The following is a 22,323-nucleotide window of genomic DNA, read 5'->3' on the forward strand; positions in this document are numbered from 1 at the left end:
GGCTCCCTTACGCCGCAACGACTTCCTGCGGCTCAAAACTATCCGCCCGCGCCATCTGCCACATGCGCGAATAAAACTCGCCGTTCACTTCCCCGGTCAGCAATTCCCCTGGCTTGAGGAACACATGCAGCTGAGAGAACAGCTTGATCTCGGTCGCCGACATGCGTCGCACCAAATGCTTGGCCGACAATTGCGACGGGTGTTCCAGGCCCGCTGCCGCGAGCATTTCGGCCAGGGCCTTGAGGGTGTTGCTGTGGAAGTTGAACACGCGCTGGGCCTTGTCCGGCACGACCAGGGCGCGTTGGCGCAGTGGGTCCTGGGTGGCGACGCCGGTCGGGCATTTGTTGGTGTGACAGCTTTGCGACTGGATGCAGCCGATGGCGAACATGAAGCCGCGCGCCGAGTTGGCCCAGTCGGCGCCGATGGCCAGCACGCTGGCGATGTCGAAAGCGCTGACGATCTTGCCGCTGGCGCCGAGTTTGATCTTGTCGCGCAGGTTCAAGCCCACCAGGGTGTTATGGACGAACAGCAGGCCGTCGCGCAGCGGCACGCCGATGTGGTCGGTGAACTCCACGGGCGCGGCGCCAGTGCCGCCCTCCTTGCCGTCGACCACAATAAAGTCGGGGAGGATGCCGGTTTCGAGCATGGCCTTGGCGATGCCCATGAATTCCCACGGATGACCGAGGCAGAACTTGAAGCCCACCGGCTTGCCGCCAGACAACTCACGCAATTGGGCGATGAAATGCATCAACTCGATAGGCGTGGAAAACGCGCTGTGGCGCGACGGCGAGACGCAATCTTCGCCCATCAGGATGCCGCGTGTCTCGGCGATTTCCTGGGTGACTTTGTGCTTGGGCAGAATCCCGCCATGGCCAGGCTTGGCGCCCTGGCTCATCTTGATTTCAATCATGCGTACTTGCGGGTTCTGGGCCTGCACCGCGAAGCGTTCCGGGTCGAAATGGCCGTCGCGGGTGCGGCAGCCGAAGTAGCCGCTGCCCAGTTCCCAGGTCAGGTCGCCGCCGTTTTCGCGGTGATAGGGGCTGATGCTGCCTTCGCCGGTGTCGTGGGCGAAGTTACCCAGCTTGGCGCCCTGGTTGAGCGCGCGGATCGCGTTGGCGCTCAGAGAGCCGAAGCTCATGGCCGAGATATTGAATACCGAGGCCGAGTACGGCCGCTTGCATTGCGGGCCGCCGACCATCACGCGAAACGAGCTCGGGTCAGTCAACGGCGCGGGGCGCATGGAGTGGCTGATGAACTCGAAGCCCGACTGGTACACGTCGATCAGGGTGCCGAAGGGTTTGTCGGCGGTTTGGTTCTTGGCGCGCGAGTAGACCAATGAGCGTTGCGCCCGGGAAAAGGGCAGGGCGTCGCTGTCGGACTCCAGCAGGTACTGGCGGATCTCCGGGCGAATGCCCTCGACCAGGTAACGGATATTGCCCAGGATCGGGTAGTTGCGGCGTATCGCGTGGGGGCTTTGCAGCAGGTCGAAGAGGCCGAGCAGGCTGAGGGCGCCGGTGACCAGGGTAATGGGCCATAACCATTCATGTTCGACAAAGGGCAGGCTGGCGAGGGTGAACATCACGCATACGGCAAACACCGCGTAGCGGCTTAGCAAGGACAGGCTCATACGGTTACCTTGGGATCGGACTCTTCTGGTCGGTGCGGCATTCTGCGCCAGTAAGGAAACCCTGAACAACCTGTAGGTGCATTCGCTTGGGTCGCATAGACACGGCGGACTGGCCCGATATAGACAGTTGGCGTGAGGCGTTCCGGCCTTACCTCTAAGGCCGTTCCAGTGTCTGGAGCGGCTTTTTTTGACGGCGGCACTGACCGCTCGTCGCCCTCCCTCAGCGCCTATTCAACTGTCGGTTGAATATATCGACAATCCATGTAGAACTGGTCATTAACGAATAACGTTAAGCATTAAGCGATGATCAGAAGCTTTAAATGCGCCGAAACCCAAAAACTGTTTGAAACCGGTCGAACCCGACGTTGCTCCGCTGTCGTTTCCGTGGTGGAACGACAGCTGAGCATGCTGGATGCAGCGGTTGAACTCGCTGACGTGCGCTCACCGCCCGGGAATAGGCTGGAACCGCTGGGCCTGACCGCAGCCGCTCTCGCAAGGGCGCTGCATGTTTCCGCCCCTACGGTGAATGACATTGTATTGCGTTGATCCAACTGTTGCGTGATGCTTTTTCGAACGGGCCTACACCGCTGTTTGGCGAATGGGCAGCACTACCCGGAACGTGGTGCCTTTGCCCAGTTCGCTGCTGACGGAGATTTCGCCATGGTGTTTCTTGACGATGCCGTAGGAGAGTGACAGCCCCAACCCCGTGCCTTCGCCCACCGGCTTGGTGGTGAAGAACGGATCGAAGATTTTCAGCTGGGCGTCCGGGGCAATCCCGCAGCCGTTGTCCGCGATTTCCAGCCAGATGTTCTCGCCGTCCACGCCGTCGCTGATGGTTATGGTGCCGCGCTCCGGCCCGATGGCTTGCGCTGCGTTGATCACCAGGTTCATCACCACTTGGTTGAGCTGCGAGGCCAGGCATTCGATTTCCGGCAAGGGCGCATAGTGCTTGATGACGTCGGCTTTGTACTTGAGCTCGCTGGCGACGATGTTCAGGGTCGAATCGATGCCTTGTTGCAGGTTGGCCCACTGCCAGGTCTGGTCGGTGTCCACTCGGGAAAAGTCTTTCAAGTCCTTGACGATCTGCGCCACACGGCCAATGCCCTCCTTGGATTCGTGAATCAGCGTCGGAATATCTTCCCTGAGAAAGTCCAGGTCCAGGCGTTGGCGCAGGGCTTGGAGCTGATCGTCGCCGATCGCGGCTTCGGCCTGGCGGTAGGCATCGAGCATCTGCTGCAGCTGTTTGAAATAGCCTTCGAGGGTGCCGAGGTTGGAGGAGATGAACCCTACCGGGTTGTTGATCTCGTGCGCCACGCCCGCGGCCAGTTGCCCCAGGGACGCCAGTTTTTCCGATTGCACCAACTGGCTTTCGAGCTGTTTGCGTTCGTCGATCTCCAGTTGCAGGGCCTGGCTGGTCTGGGTCAGCGCTTGGGTACGCTGTTCCACCAACAGCTCCAGCTGGCTGGTTTGCAAGGATGCGCGGCGGGCCATGTCCCATTTGGCGGTCAGGGTGTTGGCCATTTGCTGGACTTCGATATTGTCGAACGGCTTTTTCAGGATCAGCAGCCGGTCATGGGCACGCAGGCGAAACAGCAGCTCTTCCCAGGAATAATCCGAGTACGCCGTACACACCACCACCTGCAGGTTCGGGTCGACCCTCCACAGTTCTTCGATGGTTTGCGCGCCGTCCCAGCCCTGGGGCATACGCATGTCGACGAAGGCCAGGGCGTAGGGCAGTTGCGCCGCCATGGCCGTCTCGAGCAGTTGTAAACCTTCCTGCCCACCGTAGGCGGAGTCCAGCTCGAACAGCGGGCTTTGCGGTTGTTTGTCGCTGGTGCCGAACAGCGCGGCTTCCATCGCGTCCAGGGCCTGGTTCTGTTCCAGGGGCGGCTTGAGGATCTTGCGGAAATCTTCGTGAATCGAGGGCGTGTCGTCGATCAGCAGAATGCGCCGGTTCGGTGGTTGGTTCATGCGGGGCCTGCAGCATCGTTGAGGGGGATTTGCAAGGTGAACAGCGCGCCTTTGCCCGGACCATCGCTATAGCCGGTAAGCCGGCCATTCATTTCAATCGCCGCCAGGGCGCAGCTGTGCAGACCGAAGCCATGGCCTTCCTTGCGAGTGGTGAAGCCGTGGGTGAAGATCCGCGTCATGTTTTCCGCGGGGATGCCTTCACCTTCGTCTTTGACGCTGATTTGCAGGATGTTGTCCTCTATCGTCTGGATCGACAACGTAATCTGCCGAGGCCGGTCGGTCAGGTTGGACATGGCGTACTTGGCGTTGCTGATCAGGTTGACCATGATCAGCAGCAGCCGGTGTTTGTCGGCCATGATCTGCGGTACGTCGGCGTATTCCTTGACCACCGTCACATGATGGCGATTCAGCGCGCCGGAATTCATGCGCAGCGCGTCGTCCATCAGGGCGCTGACCTGCAAGGGCTCCAGCACGCTGGAAACGCCGGCGTAGGATTGCTGGGTGGAGACGATGTCCTTGATGTGGTCGACGCTTTTGCTCAATTGCGCCAGCTCGTCGGTCAGGCCCTGTTGCTCGACGGCAATGGCTTCCACCAATTGGTTGAGGTAGCCCGGCAGCAGTTTGCCTTTTTCGTCTTCGCGCAGGTAAGTGCCCAGGTCATCGGGGTGTTCGTTGATCAACTGCATGGCCTTGCCCAACCCCAGTGCTTTGCTGGTGCGCAGCTTACGGGCGACCAGGTCGGCGGAGATGTTCACGCTGTTGAGCACGTTGCCCACGTTGTGCAGCACATTGGTTGCGATTTCCGCCATGCCGGCCTGGCGGGCGCTGTCGAGCAGTTCGCTTTGCGCATCCCTGAGCTGGCGCGTGCGTTTTTCCACGCGCTGTTCCAGGCTGGCATTGGCGGTGTGCAGGGCGCGGTTGACGCGGTTGATCACGGTGAAACTGCGCAACAGCCTGATGGCCAGGTACAGCAGCAATGCCACCAGCAGGGTGGAGAACACCAGCAAGTAGTTGTGATACTTCTGGTCGATCAGGTCGGCGGCCTGCTGATCCTGGTTGAGGTGGGTGGTCAGTTCGTCCAGGCGTTCGGCCACGGGAACTGCGGCGATGCGTTCCAACAAGGTGTTGACCAGCGGCTGTTCGCGCAGGATCAGCGCGACGTGGTTGCTGAGAATCTCCACCGGCAGGTGGAAGTCGGCCGGCAAACGTTCTTTGTTCACCGCCAGCAGGTTCAGGCCCAACAGAATCTCGGCCGCGCGGTCGGCACTGGCGACCTGGGCGAACTCCATGCTGCTGAGCAACAGGTCATAGGTGTCGGTGGCCACGCTTTGCAGTGGCAGCCGCTGTTCGTCGTCGAGCCGTGTGAACGCGGCCTGGATATCGTTTTCAGCGGTCGGCAGGAACGCCAGGGAGTTGCGCAGCACGGCGTTATGGGACTTGAACTGGTCGACCAGTCGCGCTTTGTCCTGGATCGCCGCCTGACCGGCCTCCAGGCTGGCTTGCCAGCCGGGCAGGTCGTTGGGCGCGTGATACGACTCGTGCTGGCGCAGTTCCTCCCAGATTCTTGTGATCTGCGTCAGCGGCGTCACCAGGGGGTCGTAATTGTGGGTCAGGGCGATTCTGGCCTTGAGCACCTCACTGTCCCACTGCGCGTTGAGCTGCTGCATCTGGCGGATCAGGTCGCGGGATTCGGTGTAACGGCTGGTCTGGTCAGTACTTGATTTGATGTACAGGAACACCAGTATCGATGCCAGCAGCAGGGTCGCGGTGCCCAGTAGTAGTTGGATGACGTAGTGGCGGGAGAGTCTCATGACCGTCTGCTCATAAAGGTTTGCCCGCCCATTGGCCGGTCAGGGTCTTGAGAAACTTGATGATCTGGTCCTTGTCTTCCGCCGAGGGCACGCGCCCCAGTTGGAATCTGAACATCACGTCCACGGCTTCTTCGAGGGTCTTGGCCGAGGCGTTGTGAAAATACGGCGCGGTGACGGCGACATTGCGCAGGCTGGGCACCTTGAACACGTTACGGTCTTCTTCGTCGTGGGTCACCAGATAGCGGCCCAGGTCGGTCTCGGCGGGCGGGCGGCCCTTGAAATAATCATCCATCACGCCGAACTTCTGGAACATGTTGCCGCCGATATTCATGCCTTGATGGCAGGCGATGCAGCCATATTCCTTGAAGCGTTGGTAGCCGTATTTTTCTTCGATCGTGAGGATCTCGGTATTGCCCAGCAGGTATTGGTCGAAGCGGGAGTTGGGCGTGAGCAATGTGCGTTCATACGTCGCCAGGGCATTTTGCACGTTGGCCGCCGTCACGCCGTCGGGGTACACCTGAGTGAAGGCGGCCTGGTACTGCGGCATGGCGGTGAGGTTGTCGACCACGGTTTTCCAGTCGCTGCCCATTTCCACCGGGCTGATGACCACTTGTTCGATCTGGGCCTCTAGGGTATCCACCCGACCGTCCCAGAACTGCTTGAAATTCAGGCTGGCGTTGAACACCGTGGGTGTGTTGAGTTTGACCGGCTTGCCATCAAAGCCCAAGGAAAACGGCTTATCGTCGCCCCCGCCCGTTGCCAGTTGGTGGCAACTGGCACAGGACAGGCTGTCATTGACCGACAGGCGTTTCTCGTTGAACAACTGGCGACCCAGCTCAACTGTTGCCACATCCAGCAGCGGCACCGGCGGCAGTGGTTTGAGCGGCTCATCCAGTGGCGCGGCCGCCGCGGGCAGGGCGGCGCCAACCCCGAGGGCGACGGCAAGACCGAGTGCCCAGGGTGACGGGCGAGGAGAGCGGGTGAGGGGACGGATCAAGCGTTCGTTCCTTGGATAGACAGTCACTGGGGGGGCATCAGGCTGCGTTGCCCGGCTTGCATCAATTGGGCGAATTCAGCGGCCGCCACGGCTTTGCTGAACAGGAAACCCTGGCCCTCCTCACAACGGTGGGCTCTGAGGAACTCCAATTGCTCAAGGGTTTCGACGCCTTCGGCAATGATGTTCAAGTCCAGGCTCTTGCCCAGGCTGATGATGGCACTGATCAGTTGTGCGTCCTGGCTGTTTTCGCCCAGGCCGCGCACGAAGGATTGATCGATCTTCAACACATCGATGGGAAACCGGCGCAAGTAACTGAGGCTGGAATAGCCGGTGCCGAAATCGTCGATCGACAGCCGCACGCCCAAGGCTTTGATGTCTTGCAGGGTGACGAGCGTGTCCTCGACGTTTTGCATCAGTACGCTCTCGGTGATTTCCAGTTCAAGCAAACTGGGCGTCAGGCCGGTGCGTTGCAGAATGGCCGCCAGGTTGGCGACAAAATTGCGCTGGCGAAAATCAATCGCCGAAATATTCACCGAGATACACAGTGCAGGCAGGCCGGCGGCGCGCCAGGCTTGTGCTTGCTCGCAGGCTTGGCGCAACACCCATTGGCTCAAGGGCACGATCAGGCCGCTGTCTTCGGCCACCGGAATGAAGGCTGACGGGTAGATCCAGCCGTGGTCGGGCTGGTGCCAGCGAATCAGGGCTTCGGCGCCGACGATCCGCCCGCTGTTCAAATCCAGTTTCGGTTGGTAGTGCAATATGAACTCATCGCGCTGCAAGCCCTGCCGGATCGCGCTTTCCAGGCTCTGCTGGGCCTGGGCGCGCAGGTTCATCTCGTTGACGAAGAAACTGAAGTCGTTGGGGCCATGGGCTTTGCTGGTGTGCATGGCGGTTTCGGCGTTCTTGATCAGCTCCACCGCGCTGAAACTGTCGTTGGGGTAGATGCTGATGCCCAGGCTTGCGGTGACACTCAAGTCATGCCCGGCCACATAGTGTGTCGTGCTGATGGCGCCGAGCAGTTTTTCGGCAATGTACTGGGTTTGCTGGGGATGCTTGATGTCGTTGAGGATCAGCACGAACTGGTCGGAGCCGTAGCGAAACACCGAATCCGACGCGCGCACCGTGGCCACCAGGCTTTGGCTGACCTGCTTGAGCATTTCATCGCCGACCGGATAGCCCAGGGCATTGTTGATGCGCTTGAAGCGGTCCAGGCCGATAAACATCACGGCCAACTGGGTGTCATGGCGCCTGCAGACGGCAATGGCCTGCGTCAGCCGGTCGCCCAGCAGGGTGCTGTTGGGCAGTTCGGTCAGGGCGTCGTATTGCAGCAGGTGTGAGACCTTCAGCAGTTCCTGCACGCGTTCTTCGACCGTGCGCTCCAACCCCATCAGTTTGAGCGCGGCATCCTGGGCCAGCTGCCATTTCCAGGTCAGCGCGCTGGCCATCTGACGGATTTCCAGGTTGTCGAACGGTTTTTTCAGGATCAGCAACTGGTCGCTGTATTGGATGCGCGCTTCGATGGCTTCGAAGGAATAGTCCGAGTAGGCCGTACACAGGGCGATCTGCAGGTTCGGGTCGACGTTCCACAGTTGTTCGATGGTTTCCAGGCCGTCCCAGCCCGGCGGCATACGCATATCGATGAACACCAGGGCGTAGGGCGCGTTGTCGGCCAGGGCCTGGTTGACCAGGGCGAGGGCTTCCTGGCCCTGATAGGCGGAGTCCAGCACAAAAGTCTGGCGCACGGTGGGGGCGGTGCCGAACAGGGTTTCTTCGATGCTGTCCAGGGACTGGCCGCCTGTGGTATCGGCGCACAGGATCTTGCGGAAATCCTCGTGGATGGAGGCCGCGTCATCGACGATCAGCACCCGTCGATTGGCCCTTCCTGAGCACGGATTCATGGCTGACACCGGGACGCAGGCAACTGAAGATTCTTACGCATCGGGCTTCCTTACCTTGAATGCTTCAATAAACGGGGAACAGTCATGGCTTCATGCTACTAGCATAGTCGGGTCCCTTGAATAAGTACGCCAGTTGGCGTCAAATCACCCTCAGTTACCCCAGCCTGCATCTAGCGCTCATTGCTTATGCAAGTACAGTGATCGATCACGCCGGGGCGCAATGAAGCAACCGAGTACCATCGCCAGGAGGTGTCGCCATGGATGAACAAACTGCTACGACGTCCCCTTACAGACCTACTATTTTGCTGGTCGACGATGAAGAATCGATCCTCAACAGCCTGCGCCGTCTGCTGCGGGGCCAGCCTTATGATGTGCTGCTGGCCAGCAGTGGTGCCCAGGCCCTGGAAATCATGGCTGCCGAGCCCGTCGACCTGCTCATGACCGACGCGCGCATGCCCGCGATGGACGGGGCGATGCTGCTGGCCGAGACCCACCGCCTGTACCCGGCCACCACGCGCATCCTGCTGACTGGCTATGCCGACATGACCATGATGATCAAGGCGATCAACGAAGGTCAGATCCACCGCTATATCAGCAAGCCCTGGAACGACGAGGAAATGCTCCTGACGTTGCGCCAGTCCCTGGAACACCAGCATTCCGAACGCGAGCGCGTGCGTCTTGAGCAGTTGACCCGCGATCAGAACGAGCAGTTGAAGGCCCTCAACGCCACCCTGGAAAAGCGCGTCGAAGCGCGCACCAGCGAGCTGCAACAAACCGCCGACATGCTCGACCTGGCCTACGACGAGCTCAAGCGCAGCTATGTGACCGGCACCGAAGTGTTTTCGCTGCTGGCCAACCTGCGCCTGCCCAAGCAGAAGCAGACCAACCGCCAGTTGATCGAGCTGATCCGCGTGTACTGCAAAGCCCAGGCGCTGGACGAAGCCAGCGCCCGTGACCTGACCATGGCCGCCGCGCTCTACAACATCGGCAAATTGAGCTGGAGCGACGGCATGATGGCCGTCCCGTCGGAACTGCTGCACAGCAACGACCGCGAACGCTATCGCGCATACCCGGCGCAGAGCGAGTCGTTGCTGATGACGCTCGAGCCGATGAAGGACGCCGCACGGCTGATCCGCCATCACCAGGAGCGGTGGGACGGCACCGGGTTTCCCGATCACCTCAAGGGTGAAACGATTCCCGTAGGCGCGCGCTTGCTCAAACTGGCGGTGGACTTCATCGAACTGCAGAAGGGCCTGATCCTGGAACGGCAGATGAACAGCGATGAAGCACTGCTGTACATCCGCAAGTACGCGGGGCGGCTCTATGATCCGGACATGGTCGAAGACTTCGTCCTGGCCTGCGCCGCGTTCCTCAACGACGTGACCCTGGGCGACCCGAGTGTCAAAGTGCTGAGCACCCGCGAACTGGCCGACGGCATGATCCTGGCGCGCAACCTCAACGCCGATAACGGCATGTTGCTGCTCAATGCCGGCAAAGTGCTCAACTTGCCGCTGGTGGACAAGCTGATCGCGTTTGAAGCCATGGAGGGCGCCAAGTACAGCGTGTTTATCCGCGAACCGGAAGAGCCCCATCTTTTGAGCTGAGGCGATTCATGGGATCATTGTGTCTTTGCATTCAAGGTGATTTTGTCCATGCCAACCACTATCCGTATCGCCGCCGCGCTCCTGATCGGCGGCGACGGCCAGACGTTGCTGGTGCGCAAGCGCGGCACCCAGGCATTCATGCAACCGGGCGGCAAGATCGATGCCGGCGAACAACCGGTCGAAGCGCTGGCCCGTGAGCTGCACGAAGAGCTGAACTTGCGCATCGAGCCGAGCCAGGCGGTCTACCTCGGCCGTTTCTCGGCCCCGGCCGCCAACGAGCCAGGTTTTACGGTGCAAGCCGAACTGTTCCAGGTACGGATCGACGTGCCGGTGACCCCGGCCGCCGAAATCGAAGAAGTGCGCTGGATCGACCCGGCCGGAGACGGCGGCCTGCACCTGGCGCCCTTGACGCGTGAGCTGATCCTGCCGTTTTATCGCAAATCGCTGACCACCACCGCCTGATTGGCGGGTTCCAAGGACTGAGCCGTGCCCCTCAACGCACGGCGCTGACCCCATCCAGTGTGGAAAACGACGTGTCCTTGGCCGTCAGCAGGAAGTCGCGCATGTACGGCGCGTCCAGCATGTCTGCACGAATCCCCGCATACAGCGTCGCAAACAGGCCTTTCTCACCCAGGCGCTTGGCCTTGACGTAACCGCGCGAGCTGTATTCATGCAGCGCCCAATGCGGCATGCCGCAAACGCCACGACCGCTGGCGACCAGTTGCATCATCATCACCGTCAGCTCCGAGGTGCGTACCTGGGCCGGTTCGACATCGGCGGGTTCGAGGAAGCGGGTGAAAATATCCAGGCGGTCGCGTTCCACCGGGTAGGTGATCAGGGTTTCGCTGAGCAGGTCTTGCGGCACGATGTACGACTTGTTCGCCAGGGGGTGCTGGTTGGCCACGGCCAGCATGGCTTCGTAGGTGAACAGCGGCACATACGTGATGCCCGGCAGCTCCAGCGGGTCGGAAGTGACCACCAGATCCAGGTCGCCACGGGCCAGGGCCGGCAGCGGGGCGAAGGCGAAACCGGACGCCAGGTCCAGCTCGACCTCGGGCCAGGCATCGCGGAACTGGTCGATGGTCGGCATCAGCCACTGGAAGCAGCTGTGGCATTCGATAGCCATGTGCAGGCGCCCGGCGGTGCCACCGGCCAGGCGCGCAATGTCGCGCTCGGCGCCGCGCAGCAGGGGCAGGGTGGCGTCCGCCAGTTGCAGCAGGCGCAGGCCGGCGCTGGTGAAACGCACCGGTTTGGTCTTGCGCACGAACAACGGCATGCCCAACCGCTCTTCCAGTTCTTTGAACTGGTGGGACAGGGCGGATTGGGTCAAGTGCAGGCGTTCGGCGGCTTCGACCAGGCTGTCGGCCTCGCGCAAGGCGTGCAGGGTTTTCAGGTGGCGGATTTCCAGCACCGTGGCCTCCATGAGCAATATTGATGAGCAATTCGAATAGGGTGAGTTTGTCTCATGTTGCGCGGGCTGTCGACCTGCCGGCCGGCGCACGAGGTTCATATCCCGCCATACATTGCGAAACGGCGCTGGCCCGGAGCCCCGGCGGGCCCCGCGTGTGTCGACATAGTCAATTACGCATTTCTTGTTTCACCGTAGGGATGAGTGGGTATTTTTGCCGCGACATTCGTCCCGAAGGGCGCTCCATGCGTCGTTGGGACGACACCGTACCGCCCCGCCAAGGATGTGCCCCATGACCGCTAGCGCCGCTGCAATGCCCTTCATCCCTCGTCTGTACCCCGCTGTACCGCCGGCCAATCCGAGCCTTTCGCCCTCTGCACCCGCGCCCACCTCCCTGAGCCGTGCCGGCGCCATCGCCGAGGTGCAACCCCGGCCCCGCGCCAGCCACCTCGCCGCCCACGCCGTCAGCAGCCAGTTCGCGACGCGGCCCGACGTGCGCTCGGTTGTCAGGGACATGCTCGGCGAGGCGATCAACAGCCTGTATCCCACGCTGGAATTCGACGTGGGGCGGACCTCGGTGGCAGAACCGATCGCGGAAAACCCGGTTCAATACCGCTTGACCCCGCTGCTGGATGTCGCGCTCAACCACCTGGCCAGCGGGGCCGATATCGATTTCACCGACAAACATTCATGGCCGCAGAAACTGGTCAAACAAGGAACCGGCACCACCCTCAGAGTCCCCGACGCTTCAGGCAACCGGCGCGAAGACATCGACATGTCGGCCATTGAGCTGGCGATCCGCAGCCTTCGGCCCAGCCTCAAAGACGCGTTTGCGCGAGCCTTGACCCGTTACTGGGGACAAAATGCTGGCGGGGCGGACAACCGCTGGTTGTGGCTCAGCGGCATGCTCAGCGACAACCTGCGCAGTGCGGCGCTGAAACAGCCCGGCCTTACCGATGCGCAACGCGCCACCCTTGACCAGGTGGTCACCTGGCCCGAGCGTGCGCAACGCGTGAGTGCCAACAGCGACGACGCGGCGCGGGTCTTCGTGCTCGACACCAGCGTCCGCTACGGTGGCGGTGCCTCCACCCAGCTCAGCCCGGATCTTTTGATCACCCGTCAGATCGGCGCCAGCACCCAGGTTCTGCATGCCGCGGCCAACGGCCAGATTACCCCTTACGACTCGCTGGAAGCCTTCGGCAAGGCCTGGGGCGAGACGCTGGAAAACGACTTCGTCTTCGACCACTTGACCTGGAAACGCCAGGAGCCGGACGCGAATATCTTCGATGCACAAGCGGGCATCATTCTGAACAACCAGTTGCAAGCGATAGACAGCATCGAACTCCCGCCAGCCGGCAGCCTTCAGGCTCTGGAGCAGCGCTTCAGCGTGCTCAGCGATCCGAGCCCGTGGTTTGTCGGCGCCTATGCCGCAGATTCCACGGAGCTGGCACGGCTGCAGGAAAAACTGCCGCAGTGGATGCGCAACGCCGACCCGGCCGATCGCCTTGCCTACCATCGCCACGCCCTCGAACTGGCCAGCGATGTCCAACGCAACCAGGGGCGTAACTTTTTTTCGGACATTCCCGATATTCGCACCTATACCCAGCAACAGCTGCAAGCGCAGTTGCAGAACACCGGGCTGCTCGCGGACCACCTCGACGTCACCTTCAAAGTACCGGTCGGCACGTTGGGCAGCGGCTACATCGAGCGCGTCACGATGAGCCTGACCGACATGGCCTTGCGCAATCTGGCCGGGCTGCCCAAGGGCGAAATCGAAGTGCGCCACTTCGGTCAACCGATCAGCGACCCGACAATGCCGCAGCGCTTGAAAGACATCGTCAGCCAGGTGGACATCGGCAAACACTATCCTGCGTTGCTGCAAACCCACCTGCTGGGTGACAGCGATGAGTCACGTCGGCGCAGCGCCTTGTTCGCCCAACAAGTCCCGCGCCAACTGGCGATGCAGGCGCTGGAGCTCAAGCTCAAGGGCGAAGCGGGCATCACCGCGCACGGTTACCGGTATGTGGAGGCGCTGCTGACGCCCGGCGCTGGAGCGAAACAGGTCGACGGGCAAGACATCGTCATGCGGCCCCTGGCGTTTATCCGCAAGCCCGGCGCGACACCCGATGTAGTCCAGAACATGTTCGTCATCGAGCCAGCGAATGCGGCTGTCGGCCCGCACCTTCTCTACCGGCCGATGTTGTCCCCGGTATTGCAGGAATTTGCCACGCGTCAAGCGCTGCTGGAGGCGGTGCAACAGCCCGGCCCCTTGCAGCAAAGCGTGCTGGCCTGGTTGCCCGACGACAGAACGCGCGCGGTGTACGGCAACGGCGGCTTCAAGATTCCCAACATTGCCCGCTACAGCGTCTTCAACGAGTTCGATGCGCCCGCCCAACCGGCACCGACGACACTCGCCGTGGACGGCTATGACGCAGCAAGCACATTACGCCAGGACCTGGAGCAAGGGCGCCTGATGCAGCACCTGTACCAGAGCAACACCCACAGCCTGGTGAACCTGGCCCAGGGGCAATCGGTATCGGACGCGCAGAGCCGCTGGGCTTCCTTCAAGGAACTGGGCGGGTTGTTGTTCAACACCCTGTTACCCGTGTTGCGTGGGCCTGGGGCGATGGCGGGGTGGTTGTTGCAGTTGGCCGGTAGCGAGGACGATATCCGCAGACTGTCCAACCCCGCCGCCCAGGGCGACAGCACGGCCAGCGTGGTGGACCTGTTGCTCAATATGGGCATGGTCTTGACCCATTCCGCGCCCGCCGACACTGCGCAGCCGCCGCTGACGCTCGACGCTCTCAAAGCCATCGCGCCAAACGATGGCCCGCTGCGCCGCGCCCCGGGCCAGGCGCCGGGCGCCCATCGCGCGAGCATCCGCCAAGGCAGTGTGGCGCCTTCTGCCGGCGTCATCGGCGGTCATGCGAGCATGCTGGATTTTGCGTTCTCCAGCCCGCGCCGCCTGAGCTCCGGCCAGCTCGCGCAGATCGAGTCATTCCGGGTAGCCGCGCCGGTCGATGTCGGTGCGGCGATTGCCGAGGGGCCAAAACAGGGCTTGTACCTGAGCCAGGGCGGGCTGTACGCCAACATCGACAAGCAGTGGTTCCGGGTGGCCAACGACCTCGACGGCGTGTTCATCATCGACGCGAACAACCGCGCGCGTACCGGCCCGCCGATCAGGCGTGACGCACAGGGGCGCTGGAGTTTCGACAGTCGCCCCCGGCTGCGCGGTGGCATGCCGCGCAAGAGCGGCGTCGCCGAGCGGGTCAAACAAAACAGGCAGGCACAACAGGCGCGAGGGGAAGCGTTCAGTCAGGCCGTCGAGGCCGCACTTGTATTGGATGGACCGAGGGCAGACTCGCGTAATCAAGTGATTGCGAGCATTACCGACTACTACAACGGCCGTAAAAAACTGCGCACGCTGTGGGGGCTGTCTACCACCGGGGAGCATCAACAGCGCTTTATCGCGCCTTACCTGGCGCAGTTGGAACTCACGAAGAACCTCAGGCAGACCATCGACCAGCAACTCGTGCAACTCAAGCAACGCACTGAGGTACACAGTGCGGCGGCTCAGACCGCCATTGACCATCTGGTGCCGAAAAAACTCGGCGCAGTGGATGATCTTTCCGAAGAAAAACAGGCGCGCTCCAATCTCTATGAGACGGTGCTCGACAACTACCGTGAAATCGAACAGTTCTACACCACGCTGGCCGAAGACAGCAATCAACACGTCCCCAGCGGACGCTCGATGGCGGAGGTGGTGAGCGAGGCAAGGACCGGCTCCAAAAGCACGTATATCGAACTGATGGACAACTTCGCCAGGGTTTACCGCGACTTGGAAAGCGTGCGGGAAGCCGCCCTGGCCTCCGCCGCCGTGCTGGAAAAATGGACGGACGATTCGTCGTTCGGCAAAACCAAGGCCGCGCACTTCCTCAAGCAGCAAGAGCGACAGCCACCTGCGATTACGGCCCTGCGCATGAAGCTGACCAGCCTGACCAACCTCAAAGAACTGAGCCTCGATCGCTATGCGCGAACGACCGACCCAGTGGAGTCGTTTTACCTGCAGCGCTTGAGTTCAACCAACCTGATCCCCGTCTACAACGCTCACCTGGACCTGCGGCAGTACACCGGTTACAGCTTGAGCGAACGCAAGGCGACGCTAGAAACCGTCATCGGCACCTACCAGCGCGTGCTCAGCGATAGCCTGGCGATACAGGACACGAATCCCGGCCTTCAACGAGCCGAGTATCAGCAGCTGTTTGCCGAACGCCTGCGCGATGTGATCAACGATGCCCAAACCGACCTGGCCGAAGTGATGCGCGAGGAACAAGCGCTGGTGCCTGCCGCCGTCGTGCGTATCGATCAACGGCAAAAACCGGCGGGCCAGCGCACGTTCAAGACCCGCGACAAGGAAACCCTGATCGGCACCGCGCGTCCCCAGGCGGCAGGCTCCGGCGCGATCATCGATGTGCTGGACCCGCAATCCGGCCGGTCGGTCGCCAGTTACAGCGAACACGCGAGCGAGGGCGAGTGGGTGAAGATCGTTCCCGCGCAACCCGCACGGCCCGCGTCATCGCCCAAGTCGCTGTCAACGCTCAAGTCCGACGCCAGGAAACTGCTCGAAGAAAGCGCCGGCATTGAACGCACGATCGCGTTCCAGAAACGCAAACTCAACGACCCGCAACGCCGGGAGGGCATCAACCCGCTGGACTGGAACGACATGCTGCAAGCCCAGGCCGAGCGGCTTCAGGCGACCGCCTTGCTGGCCGAAACCCGTCACGGCAGCAATCCCGAAACCGAACAATGGGTCAAACAGTGGCGCACGGCGGCGGACGAACTGCTTGCCAAGGCCCGCCAACATTGCGCCGATGGCTACAAGGTCCTACCCCCCAAACCGGAAAACATCGACTACCTGTGGAAGCACGGGTTCGTCGACATCAACCTGGTCCAGCGAGACGTCGCGACCAAAAGCGGCGATGTCTTCACCGAGTACGCCGTGCGTGAAAAAGGCAAGGTCGACGTCTTGTGGTATGCCCATTTCCACTACCCGGCCAAAGGTTCGCCGCGCAATCTCTACACGGCGGCGCACCTGAAGATCCCGTCGCAGCGCACCAAGACCCAGAAAGACCTGGTGGCCGAGGCGGGCAATAACCGCGTGGTGGAACAGATCGTCAGGGCGCGGATCGGCCCGCCGCTGGATGAAAAACTGTTTTTGACGCTGTGACCGAAGCGCTCCGCTGACAGCCGCAGGCCGGCGCGGTTATTGGGCAACCCATAGCGGCCGGATATGCGGCAATGCAGCGGACTGCCTGCCGATGTCCGAGAACGGCAGCGACGGGTCGTCGGCATGGGTCAAGTAACGATGCTCCGGCAGTTTCAGGTGGGCCTTTTCGAACTCGTCGAAGATCGCCGTGCGGCGGTTGTAATGAAAGTGCGCGTACCACAACGGGCGCGGCGGGGTGGCGGTCAGGTCCCAGACTTCATATTCCTGCATGAAGTCGCGATGTCCGTTGGCACGCCTCGCCAGTTCGCTCATCGACGCGGTGCGACGCACCTCGACCACGTGATGCCTGACCAGGTCATCGAGCATGCCGTCGGTGGGTTTGCGGCTGGCCAACGATTGTCGGGTGCGCAAGGCGCGGCCGGCGGCGGTCAGTTCGCTGGCGGTCGTGCGCAATGGCTGGAGGCTCGGCTCCTCGGGGTCAAGGCGCGCGATGCGGTTTGCGCGCAAGGTGAGTTCGGCGGCTTCGCTGACCAGCATGTGTTCAAGGTCCACCGGCAACATGCCCTGGCGGGCATAGGCGTCAACTTTGGCCTGGTACGCCGGTACGGCGCGCAGGCGGTTCTGGGCTTCGCTCACCATCACCGACTTCACGTTCGCCTCCGCCGGGAACTCCACGGGCGGCGCCGGTTGGCGCTGGGCCCGACCGTCCGGGCGTTGCTCCCAGGTCTCGGTGTGGCCGCTGAGGTTGTCGATGGTGTAGCGCGTGGTGTTGGTGCGAGGGTCGGTGCTTTTTATGCCGATCAGCAGCCGGTTGTCTTCGCTTTCAAACACCGTCCCTTGGGGTTCATCGAGCTGCGGGCGCCGCAGGCGAGGTGTTGTGCCGATACGGTGGCGGGCCAGTTGAATCATGCGCTCGAGGTTGTTCAGCAAGGCGTCCAGGTTATCCAGGTCAAAATGTTGCGGGTAGCCTGCGCTCAAGGTTTTAACGCTGAGGCTGAACCGCGCGTAGGCATCGATACATTCATTGAGGATCCGCGTGCGCTGGCTGACGGTGGTGGGCGTCTTGGTCAGTGCGAAATGCGTGTTGAGGGCCAGGTGAGCGTCGAGATAGACGCGATTGACCTCACTTTGCAAATACAACCAGGAAGGATCGCTGACGTGATCGTAGCGGTTGAACGTATCGATGCTGTGGACGGTGCGCAGGTGCGTGCGAAACCCTTCATCGTAGAGCTCGTTCCAGCGCGCCGCGTCATCGCGAGCCTCGCCCACCAGCGTGCGCGTATTTTGCAGGTCCGCGTCGATCTGTTGCGCGGTCCTGCGCGTGCTTCTGCCTTGGAGGCGCAGATCGGCCTCCAGCGCTGCCAGGTTGATCTGGCTGCTCCATTCGTTCATGACCAGGAAGATGCGGTCGATCCGGTCGAGTTCCTGCACGATTTTCTGGCTGAGACCTTTGCGGGTTTGCAGAAACTGCAGAATGGCGGCGGGGCGTGCGGGCGGCACCTGGATATCAGCGAATTGCCCGGTCAATTCCTGCAGCGCGGCCGCGGCGACTTTCAGGCGTTCCACGGCTCTGCTGGTGACAATCAAGGCAGCGCGGCTTTGCAAGCCTTGGAGGGCCAGGTGCTCTCTGTTGGGGGTGGAGGCGATCACGTCCTGAATGGCGTTGGTCTGCTGAATCGCCAGCTCGATGTCCTGGGTGTAGGCCTGATCAAGGGTTGGCTGCAATGTCTTGCGGGTGGCGAAGTCGCTTTGGTTGGACAGGTGTTGCAGGTTGCTGGTCGCGGCCAGTTGAGCGTCGAGCCGACTGCTCAGCGTATTGAGCGCATTGCTGAGCGCCAGTTGGCGGCGCAGGACATGATCGGTCCACCAGATCGGCAGCCGTTGTCGAATCGCCATCGGCCAGAGCGGCTCGAGGGTGTCCGCCAGGTGCCCGAGTACACCGCCGCCGCCCGCCAGGCCCGCCGGTTGCGCGGTGCCGTAGACGCCGAAGTGGGTGTCCCATTGGCCGGCGTCATCCAGGGCAATCGGTTGTTTGTAGGTTTTCAGCGCGTTGCCGCTCAAGCGCCAATGGCCGTTCTGCAGTTCGACCTGATAGACGTTGCCCTGCCGCACGATGAAGTGGCCGTCGGCATGGCGGTAGATGTTGCGATAAATACCGTGGCTCGCCGGGGTCAGATGGGCCAGGGCGATCTCCTTGTCGTACTCATACCCGCTGAAGCGCTCGGCGATGCGGCGCGCCTTGCGGCTCATGGGCGGTTGCAGGTAGCGGCCGCCCTTGAAGGCATTGCGCAACTGGCGCCCAAGCGTGCGCGTGCGCGCTGCATTGGGCGTAATCAGCACCCCACCGGCCACATCCACGCCGGCGTCGATCATTGATTGCAGGACCTGGGTGATGTCGTGCATGCCTTGGGCATGATCGCCGCGTCGAAATGCATCTACCGCGTCATTGGCGCTGACCCAGCCGTCGTAAAGGCCGATCACCGTACCCACCACGGGGACCACGCCGAGCGCCATCTTGATATAGCTGAAGGCCTGCACGCCTTTGATGGCATAGCGTTCCAGGTACAGGTCGCTGTTGGAACGGGAACTGGCGCGGTGGGCCTCCTTGACGCGGCCCATTTGCGCGTTGAGCAAATGGCCGGCCAGCGACGGGGTGACGGGCCAGGGGCGGCCGACGCCGATCAGCGCGTCGAAATGCCGGAGCACCGCTTGATTGATCCGGCTGACGTGGTTGGCCACGTTGCCCAGCAAGGCGCGGCCGGCCAGGTAATTGACCATTGTGCTGCTCAGGCACAGGCGGTACAGCGCCAGCCGCGCGGCTTCAAGGTTGGCGTAGCTGCGTAGGTAGTGGCCGTCCGGGCTCTCGGGCAGATAGAGCAGGGTGAGCCCGGAGTTTTTCTGACGGATGAAGGTGACGCCGGACAACGTGCTTGAACCGTCCTGGGTGTCTGGCCCGCCGACACTGAGGTGGGCGGGGAGCAACTCAATGTCATTGCCATCGGCGCGCCAGGCTTCGGCCGTGCTGGCATTCACGGCGATGTTGAAGGTGTTCAGTTCGGTGGCCGTGATGTGCTTTTGCAGGAACGCCAGGCGCCCCTGGAGCGTAAGCATCAGGCGCTGAGGTTCGAGCAGGCATTCGAGGCGATAGTCACGGCTGAAGTCCGTTTCGCGATCCGAGCCTTGGTAAGCCTCGACGATCAGGTCTTCATACGCTTGGGCCAGGTCCAGTTCCGGCACCAGCTTGCGCAGGTAGTTGGCGCTGAGCCCGGCGGTGAGTGCCTGGCCTTCCGTGGCGTCCTGGCTGCTGACCTCGACCTTCATGAACGTCAAGCGCTCGGCGATCGGCGTATCGATGTTGCTCAGCGCCAGCTCATCCAGGCTCATTTTGACCCGGGTGGCGCTGGGGACCTGCACCGTCTTGGTCGGAGTGCCGGGCGCGCCGGGGGCCCCGACGAAATGCTGTTGATGCGTGACCGATTCGGGAACGTCGAGCTGAACGCTGAACGCTTGTTTGAGCGAGAAGTCCCGGGACAGCCTTGCGTGCAGGCGTTTTGTGCAAAAACTGCTGATCAGCGGCAGCTTCAGGTTCAATACCTCATCGGCGCGTTGCAACGCCACGATGTAGCGCTCCAGCAGGGCCTTGAGTTCGGCCCTGTCGGCCGCTGAAACCTGGCCGAGCCAGACCGGCAGTTGCGCCGCCAGTGCGCCGCTCTGCTGCTGCTCCAGAAGCTGCGCATAGGCCAGTTCGCGCGCGGTGTTGGTCGATACGCCCAGTTCCTGGATCGCTTGCACGCGCATGGGTTGCAGCTCCCGGGCTTGGCGCTCGGTGTCGTCCGGGGCGCGGCGAAGCATCGCTTCGATCTGGGCGACCCAGTCGTCGAGTTGCACGGTGAGGCTGTACTCGAACGGGGTCTGATTGAGCAGGGCCAGTTCCAGCGACGACGCGTCCGAGGGCGTTACGCCGAGCCACTGTTCAAGCGCCTGGCGCGAAGCGAAGTGCTGCAGCCCGCCCTGGCTGCCCGGCCAGTACAACAACAGGTCCTGAGGCGTTGACGCATCGAGCAGCGCCGCTTCCAGGGCGATCAGCAGCACGCCGTCCAGTTCTTTGCGCTGGGTGTTGATTGCGTCGTTGCTGCGCTCGCGGATCGACAGCGTCAAGGTCGCCACCGACACTTTGAGTTCGGGGTCTGGCGCGTTGAGCGGGTCAAGCGCGGCCAGGAGCATGGCGTACCCGGCCGGGCTGATCTGGTTGAGTTGGCGCTGCAGGCTGGCTTCGGCAAGCAGCCCGTTCAGCCGTGCCTGGAGCAAGCGGTGATAGTCGGGGTTGGCCTGTTGGGACAGCTCCAATAGCCGGTTCTGGGGTTGATTCCACAGCGCGCTGGCCGCTTCGTGGGCTTGCTGTTGCGCCTCGTGCAAGCGGTTGAGTTGGCTGCGCAACGTGGCCTGTTGCTCATCGCTCGGCGGCGGCAATATGGCAGGCGCCTGCACCGTACCGAAGAGCGGCTGTTGTTGCCGCGACAGCGCGTGACGGCGCTGGGCCAGGGGCAGGTCGGCGGTCAGTCCGGCGAAGACTATGGGCGCGCTGTCGACGGGCGCGTCGTTCTCGTCGGGAGCGAGCGCGGATGCCGGCGGCAAGGCGAAAACCCCCTGGCTGCGCTGTTGCCGGTCCACCTGATCGGCTGCTTCCAGCGCTCTGTGTCCATGTTCGGCGAGGTCCCGGCCGTGGGGGTATTTCAGGCTGGCCTGCTTTTCTTTGAGGCGATGTTCCAACAGGTGCGTCACGCCGGCTTGCAAGGGCTCGTCGACCTCGCGGTAGTCGATCAGGTTGTCTCGCGTGATGGCCGTCACGCCGGGGAACAGCGTGGGGTGATCGAGCAACCACTGCTCCATGCCGACGCGGCTGTTGAACAGGTTCAGCGCCGGTTCTTCAGAGGGCAGGTACAACAGCTGGAGGACGACCTCGGCATCCAGGGTAATGACCAGCGCACCGGGTATCTCGGCATCGGCCAACCCGGTGCGTTTGAGCAGCAGTTGCTCGGCGTAGATCTTCTGACCGTCGAGCTGCAACGCGCCGCTTGGCGGGTCGAGGACCGTGAGCAACGGTTTCAATTGATCGGCCGTGATCGCCCCCGAGGCGCAGGCCAACTGCGCGGCGGCTTGGAGATGGCTGCTGTACTGCGCAACCGCGTGATCGCGACGCGAGACCGCAGTGCCAGGCGCGCGCGTGAACCACCAGTAGCGGACCCACGCGGTTCGCAGGGCCTGTTCCACGTTGAGCTGGGTAAAGGGTTTAACCAGCTCGAACGGTTGCGCTGCGTACTGGGTTTTGCTTTCCGGCAGGCCGATCACCCGGCAATGTTGGTAAAGCGCGGCGTAGGCGGGAAATTGATGAACGAAGGCACTGGCCTGGGTCAGTGTGATGGAGCGCGCCGGTCTTTCATCGGAGGCGGCAAAGTGCAACTGCACGCTGTCGCCGTCCAGGTCCAGTTGCTCGTTGATGAACGCGTTGAGCGAGGCGTGGACACTGGGCGCATCGGTGCTGAGCCGGAGCATCTGTTCGCGGCTGGCGTGCCAGCGGGCCGTGGCTTCCAGCAGCAGGCTTTCGTTCACGGGGCGAACCTGCGCGTGGGAAAACTGCGGGAAATCGCGCACGGCAAGGGGGGAGAGCGGGTTGGATGTATCGGTCATGTGACGGCACTCGAAAAATAGGGGCAGAACGGTGCTTTACCGGTCGGAGCCCTATTTAAAGGTGGAGAACGAGGCGCGCAGGGATAGATAGT

Annotated in this window: 10 protein-coding genes and 2 pseudogenes; 5 read left to right on the forward strand and 7 right to left on the reverse strand. The window is 62.2% G+C overall.

Annotated features, from left to right (window positions below):
* Positions 1-7: 7 nt before the first annotated feature.
* Entirely contained in the window at positions 8-1,627 is a 1,620-nt protein-coding gene (locus AC07W0_RS12850) for an FMN-binding glutamate synthase family protein (RefSeq protein ID WP_017844582.1), read from the reverse strand.
* A gap of 303 nt (positions 1,628-1,930) precedes the next feature.
* On the opposite strand from AC07W0_RS12850, the pseudogene AC07W0_RS12855 reads away from it, so the two are divergent.
* Positions 1,931-2,098: pseudogene (locus AC07W0_RS12855) on the forward strand (type II toxin-antitoxin system RelE/ParE family toxin); the annotation flags it as partial.
* Positions 2,099-2,101: 3 nt separating this feature from the next.
* Positions 2,102-2,170 (forward strand): annotated as a pseudogene (locus AC07W0_RS12860) (addiction module antidote protein, HigA family); the annotation flags it as partial.
* Positions 2,171-2,206: 36 nt separating this feature from the next.
* Here AC07W0_RS12860 and AC07W0_RS12865 read toward each other — a convergent pair.
* The 4 genes from AC07W0_RS12865 to AC07W0_RS12880 are packed head-to-tail and all read right to left on the reverse strand — an operon-like array spanning position 2,207 to position 8,304.
* Positions 2,207-3,598, reverse strand: coding sequence for an ATP-binding protein (locus tag AC07W0_RS12865; RefSeq protein WP_102617522.1), 1,392 nt, complete (start codon positions 3,596-3,598; stop codon positions 2,207-2,209).
* Positions 3,595-5,409, reverse strand: coding sequence for a DAHL domain-containing sensor histidine kinase (locus AC07W0_RS12870; RefSeq protein WP_046485809.1), 1,815 nt, complete (start codon positions 5,407-5,409; stop codon positions 3,595-3,597). The genes AC07W0_RS12865 and AC07W0_RS12870 overlap by 4 nt, the downstream gene beginning before the upstream one ends.
* A 10-nt stretch (positions 5,410-5,419) precedes the next feature.
* On the reverse strand, positions 5,420-6,406 hold the full coding sequence (locus AC07W0_RS12875; RefSeq protein WP_102617521.1) for a cytochrome-c peroxidase: 987 nt from the start codon (positions 6,404-6,406) through the stop codon (positions 5,420-5,422).
* Between the two features lie 23 nt (positions 6,407-6,429).
* Positions 6,430-8,304, reverse strand: coding sequence for a putative bifunctional diguanylate cyclase/phosphodiesterase (locus AC07W0_RS12880; protein ID WP_102617520.1), 1,875 nt, complete (start codon positions 8,302-8,304; stop codon positions 6,430-6,432).
* Between the two features lie 257 nt (positions 8,305-8,561).
* Here AC07W0_RS12880 and nosR point away from each other — a divergent pair, with 257 nt between their 5' ends.
* Together nosR and AC07W0_RS12890 are read left to right on the forward strand one after the other, a co-directional pair.
* Positions 8,562-9,908, forward strand: coding sequence for a response regulator c-di-GMP phosphodiesterase, NosR family (nosR, locus tag AC07W0_RS12885; protein ID WP_046384557.1), 1,347 nt, complete (start codon positions 8,562-8,564; stop codon positions 9,906-9,908).
* A 48-nt stretch (positions 9,909-9,956) separates the two neighbouring features.
* Positions 9,957-10,370: an NUDIX hydrolase gene (locus AC07W0_RS12890; protein WP_017844589.1), complete on the forward strand. Its 414-nt coding sequence runs from the start codon at positions 9,957-9,959 to the stop codon at positions 10,368-10,370.
* A gap of 31 nt (positions 10,371-10,401) precedes the next feature.
* Here the strand turns inward: AC07W0_RS12890 and metR are convergent, their stop codons facing one another.
* Positions 10,402-11,319 carry a transcriptional regulator MetR gene (gene metR, locus AC07W0_RS12895; RefSeq protein WP_017844590.1) on the reverse strand — a complete coding sequence of 306 codons (918 nt, stop codon included), beginning with the start codon at positions 11,317-11,319 and terminating at the stop codon, positions 10,402-10,404.
* A 289-nt stretch (positions 11,320-11,608) separates the two neighbouring features.
* Between metR and AC07W0_RS12900 the strand changes: the two genes are divergently transcribed.
* A complete protein-coding gene (locus AC07W0_RS12900; RefSeq protein WP_256580829.1) occupies positions 11,609-16,543 on the forward strand; it encodes a dermonecrotic toxin domain-containing protein in 4,935 nt (1,644 codons plus the stop codon).
* Between the two features lie 36 nt (positions 16,544-16,579).
* On the opposite strand, the gene AC07W0_RS12905 is transcribed toward AC07W0_RS12900, so the two are convergent.
* Positions 16,580-22,231, reverse strand: coding sequence for a dermonecrotic toxin domain-containing protein (locus AC07W0_RS12905; RefSeq protein WP_102617518.1), 5,652 nt, complete (start codon positions 22,229-22,231; stop codon positions 16,580-16,582).
* Between the last annotated feature and the right edge of the window lie 92 nt (positions 22,232-22,323).

The sequence above is a fragment of the Pseudomonas sp. GW704-F2 genome (assembly GCF_059423025.1).

What these genes read in the sequence shown, in the direction of transcription:
- AC07W0_RS12850 (WP_017844582.1), bottom strand. Translation starts at nt 1,627, where the DNA reads ATGAGCCTGTCCTTGCTAAGCCGCTACGCGGTGTTTGCCGTATGCGTG.
- AC07W0_RS12865 (WP_102617522.1), bottom strand. Translation starts at nt 3,598, where the DNA reads ATGAACCAACCACCGAACCGGCGCATTCTGCTGATCGACGACACGCCC.
- AC07W0_RS12870 (WP_046485809.1), bottom strand. Translation starts at nt 5,409, where the DNA reads ATGAGACTCTCCCGCCACTACGTCATCCAACTACTACTGGGCACCGCG.
- AC07W0_RS12880 (WP_102617520.1), bottom strand. Translation starts at nt 8,304, where the DNA reads ATGAATCCGTGCTCAGGAAGGGCCAATCGACGGGTGCTGATCGTCGAT.
- nosR (WP_046384557.1), top strand. Translation starts at nt 8,562, where the DNA reads ATGGATGAACAAACTGCTACGACGTCCCCTTACAGACCTACTATTTTG.
- AC07W0_RS12890 (WP_017844589.1), top strand. Translation starts at nt 9,957, where the DNA reads ATGCCAACCACTATCCGTATCGCCGCCGCGCTCCTGATCGGCGGCGAC.
- AC07W0_RS12900 (WP_256580829.1), top strand. Translation starts at nt 11,609, where the DNA reads ATGACCGCTAGCGCCGCTGCAATGCCCTTCATCCCTCGTCTGTACCCC.
- AC07W0_RS12905 (WP_102617518.1), bottom strand. Translation starts at nt 22,231, where the DNA reads ATGACCGATACATCCAACCCGCTCTCCCCCCTTGCCGTGCGCGATTTC.